The 3,726-nt window shown below is 51.0% G+C and carries 3 protein-coding genes and 1 pseudogene; 2 read left to right on the top strand and 2 right to left on the bottom strand.

The window, feature by feature from the left end; translation table 11 throughout:
* Positions 1-260, bottom strand: a pseudogene (locus ACJROR_RS06950) (hypothetical protein); the annotation flags it as partial.
* 178 nt (positions 261-438) lie between these two features.
* Positions 439-2,244 carry a hypothetical protein gene (locus ACJROR_RS06945; protein WP_406546484.1) on the bottom strand — a complete coding sequence of 602 codons (1,806 nt, stop codon included), beginning with the start codon at positions 2,242-2,244 and terminating at the stop codon, positions 439-441.
* Between the two features lie 412 nt (positions 2,245-2,656).
* Between ACJROR_RS06945 and ACJROR_RS06940 the strand changes: the two genes are divergently transcribed.
* Both ACJROR_RS06940 and ACJROR_RS06935 read left to right on the top strand, forming a co-directional pair.
* Complete coding sequence (locus ACJROR_RS06940; RefSeq protein WP_406040225.1) at positions 2,657-3,052, top strand: hypothetical protein; 396 nt, start codon at positions 2,657-2,659, stop codon at positions 3,050-3,052.
* 100 nt (positions 3,053-3,152) lie between these two features.
* Positions 3,153-3,623: a hypothetical protein gene (locus tag ACJROR_RS06935; RefSeq protein ID WP_406546483.1), complete on the top strand. Its 471-nt coding sequence runs from the start codon at positions 3,153-3,155 to the stop codon at positions 3,621-3,623.
* Positions 3,624-3,726: the final 103 nt, after the last annotated feature.

The following is a 3,726-nucleotide window of genomic DNA, read 5'->3' as shown; positions in this document are numbered from 1 at the left end:
AGGCCTCCGCAGGAACGGCATGAGTAGGAGCGCCTGAAGGACTCTTTCTTTTCCCGCTGCTCCATAATCCGGTCAGCGGCTTCGGTGAGATTGACGTTATGCTTCGCCTTTTCCAAAACAATATCATCGTACTCCGGAATGGAGATCGCAGTATCGCAGCTTTCGCAGACGAGAGCCTGCTCTGCAATTCCGAAGACCATATTGCCGGAACAGCGGGGACAGCGGGAATGCTCGGGAATGTTCATACCGTTCTCCTTCATATCAGCTGGCTTTCCTCTTCCCGGATTGAGAGTTTCCGCCCCTTCCGCCGCAAAGTCCGCCCGGGAATGGATTAACAGCCAGTCCGCATATCTTAAACGAGATCCCCCGGAAAAACGTTGAGCATAAAGGCAATTCTTAAAACCCGTTCCGGCTTGTCAGGCCTGTTTTTTCAGCATCTTATTTAGTACCTTCACCGCTTGAGGATTTTTTTCTCATTGCTGCATCAGCCTGGGGGAATTTGCGGACGGGATCCGGATTTTCACTGGATATCCTCTTGTTTTCAGCCTCGGCCAGGCGATCCAGATCGGCGGGAACCACACTGCATTCCTTAAGGAACTTTTTTTGTTTCTCGCTTTCGGTATGAGAAACAAAGTACCGGTCGTTTTGATTGAGTCCCATGGTAATGCCGTTGAGCTCTCTGGCTATTCCATGGGCAGGAAGCCCGGTTCTTTTTGCCGTTTTCATAAGCTCATTTCGGATAATCGAGGCGATGAATCCAATGGAAATCCTGGTTATGATCTCTGTTTCGCTGAGCTCTCCCGTGGTTATGCCGGAACCAAGCTGAGCTTTAACTATCGCAAAATCAGTTCCGGCGGATTGTCCCATGGTGTAAATTTCATGGGCTTTTCCGGCGCTCATCTTTGCGGAAGAGGCAAGTGTGCTGAAACCCTGCTCGTCGCCGCGGAGCTGCGCTTTTTCCATATTTATCAGGACTGTTTTCTTCCCGTCCTTTTGCCGGATTTCCAGGTATTCTTTAAATTCTCCAGGAACTTCAGCCGCGTTTTCTGAATTCAGTTCGCGCTGCAGCTCCGCCGTCGCATCAGAGATCTTTTTAAACCAGCTCTCCTGCCGTTCTTCGCCGTTCCGGCCGTCAAAAATCAGGGAAACACAGGCCTTATAGTTATGCCGCGGAAACAGCTTAACCTTATCCTCCGCTGTTATTCCGTAGCAAACATGGTCATTGCTGCCGAGGATGCTGACTCTATCTGTATTGCCATTGTTGTCATATCGATCCAGCATGTATTTGAACTGCCTGCCGATTTTTGCGGCATACTCGGCAAGCATGGCCTTATGAGCGCTGGCATCCTCCCTGAGCAGGGCAACATACGGGAGTTCATTGCTGTCAAGCATCTCAAGAAAATCCCTGGCTGCAAAGTCCTGATTAACCACCACCCCGGTGACATTCATTTCATAGGCTTTCAGCCATCCCATCATCTTCATGACAGCATTGCCGTGAATGCGGTTATTGCCCCGGTTCCCCCGGAAAACGGCACAGCTTACCGGGGTTCCGTCACTTACGTCAACAGCATAAAGATAATTCACTGCCGGGACTTCCTTTTCGCGAACTCCCTTTGGTGATTGGGCTCGTTCCTGTTCCTGAGCGGCATCTCCGGCGCCGTCATTATCTAAACGGTCTATGACCAGCCAGACATCCCTTACCCCGCGTTTTTTGCAAACGCCGGCCCATGCTGACTTGAATCTTTCCAGCCCTGCAATATTCTCATCCTGATCGAAAAACAAAGATAAATCCCTGCCGGATTTGAGATCGCAGGAGAACAGCATTTGTTCGGACATGGCATATCTGAAGCGATCAGAAGCCGCTGAATGATGAAGGATGGCGTACATGCAAAAATCAAGGATCAGATTTGCCGAGGCAATTCCCATGGCTTCATAAAGGCACCGGTACAGAGAGTTCTTTTCCAGAAGGGCCAGGACAACGGCATACATCCCCATCCTCTTCACTGATTTCAGCTGCGGTTCTCCCGCCGCCTCCTGAAAGGCTTCAGGATATCTCATGCGGAAATTATGGTTGGGGTGCATCCTTGTTTTATCAATGGCTTTCCCGATAATCACATGACTTACCCGATTATATTTCACCGCGGGATCGTACTCGTTCCGGTCTTTGACAAAAACACTCTGATCCTTTTTCCCGATATAGCCTTCTGGGGGAATCGCAACGACAATATTTCGGTAAATCGGCATATCTGAATCCTCCAAGGCTGCCAGAAATCTCTTTAGTATAAACATTACTAAATTATTAAGCACTGTTTCGGGAAAGAATAACATAAAATTATCCCCGCCGGAGCATATGTGACAAAGAATTTTGGGATTTTCTGAAGGGATGGTTTTAGTACGAATTTTGGAAAGTTTTTCGAGTAAAACAGCGTTCTTTTCGCATCATCGCTGGCCTGTTTTTGGAACATCCATTCTGGAAAACCCCTCCTGACGGCTCAGACTCCTGAAAAGTCTTAAAGCGAGTAACGGGGCTGGTTAGCAAGGAGGATTTGAACCAAAGATACAGCGGCAGATTTTCGGCCATGACCGGAAAAAAAGGCCGGAACAGGATCTGCGAAAATAGGAATTGAGAGCTAACCAAACCAGAGGAGATGAGACTATGAACAGCCAGCAAAAATCCGAATGCCGCGTAATCATCCATACTGCCGCAGCTGCCTCGGCGTCCTCCACTCTTATTCCGGTGCCCCTGACCGGATTTGCGGTGGATGCGGCCGTTATGGTGGCCATGGTAATGAACCTGTCCCGGGTCTTTCATCTGGACACCACGGTGAACGAGGATCTCGCCAGGGGCATGGCCATCGCCGCGGTGAAAAAGCAGCTTCTTAAGCATCCCATCAAGTATCTCACCCGGGAGTTTTCCAAAACTCTTCCCATGGCCGGCACGGCCATAAGCGGGGGACTCTCTCTGGCCCTGACCGAGGCAGCTGGCTGGAAGATTGCCGAGCAGTTTTCCAGGACTGCCGCCGGAGTCTCCGGTGAGATAGCTTACGGCTGAAGAGAAGAGGGCTTATTTCGGCCATGACCGGAAAAAATGGCCGGAACAGGATCTGCGACAATAGGAATTAAGAGATGACCAAACCAGAGGAGATGAGACCATGAACAGCCAGCAAAAATCCGCCTGCCACAAAATCATTCACGCTGCCGCAGCTGCCTCGGCGTCATCCACTCTTATTCCGGTGCCCATGACCGGCTTTGCGGTGGATGCGGCCGTTATGGTGATCATGGTAATGAACCTGGCCCAGGTCTTTCATCTGGACACCACGGTCACCGAGGATGCTGCCCAAGGCATGGCCATCGCCGCGGTGAAAGAGCAGCTTCTCAAGCATCCCATCAAGTATCTCACCCGGGAGTTTTCAAAAACCCTTCCCCTGGCCGGAGCTGCCATCAGCGGGGGACTCTCTCTCATGCTGACCGAGGCTGCCGGCTGGAAGATTGCCGAGCAGTTTTCCCGGAAGGCTGCCGAGGTCTCCGGGAAAATAGCTTACGGTGGCTGGGGGGAGACCCCCTTATATCTTCAGGACCTGTTTTCCAAAAGGGAGCCCGAAATGGCCTTTGCGGGCTTTTAGGGGAGGCCGGGCATGCTCCGGCTGCCCCTCCTTATTTCCGGTTATGGCCGGAAATAAGTCATGGGGCAGCATCTGAGACAATAGGACTTAAGAGTTAAGGAAA

Origin of the sequence: Succinimonas sp. (assembly GCF_045225735.1) — a bacterium.
GTDB lineage: Bacteria > Pseudomonadota > Gammaproteobacteria > Enterobacterales > Succinivibrionaceae > Succinimonas.
Note: the sequence above shows the minus strand (reverse complement) of the source record. Positions and strands in the feature narration are given on the sequence as shown.

Bases quoted from the DNA above. Each gene is read 5' to 3' on its own strand.
- ACJROR_RS06945 (WP_406546484.1), bottom strand. From the start codon at position 2,244: ATGCCGATTTACCGAAATATTGTCGTTGCGATTCCCCCAGAAGGCTAT.
- ACJROR_RS06935 (WP_406546483.1), top strand. From the start codon at position 3,153: ATGAACAGCCAGCAAAAATCCGCCTGCCACAAAATCATTCACGCTGCC.
- ACJROR_RS06940 (WP_406040225.1), top strand. From the start codon at position 2,657: ATGAACAGCCAGCAAAAATCCGAATGCCGCGTAATCATCCATACTGCC.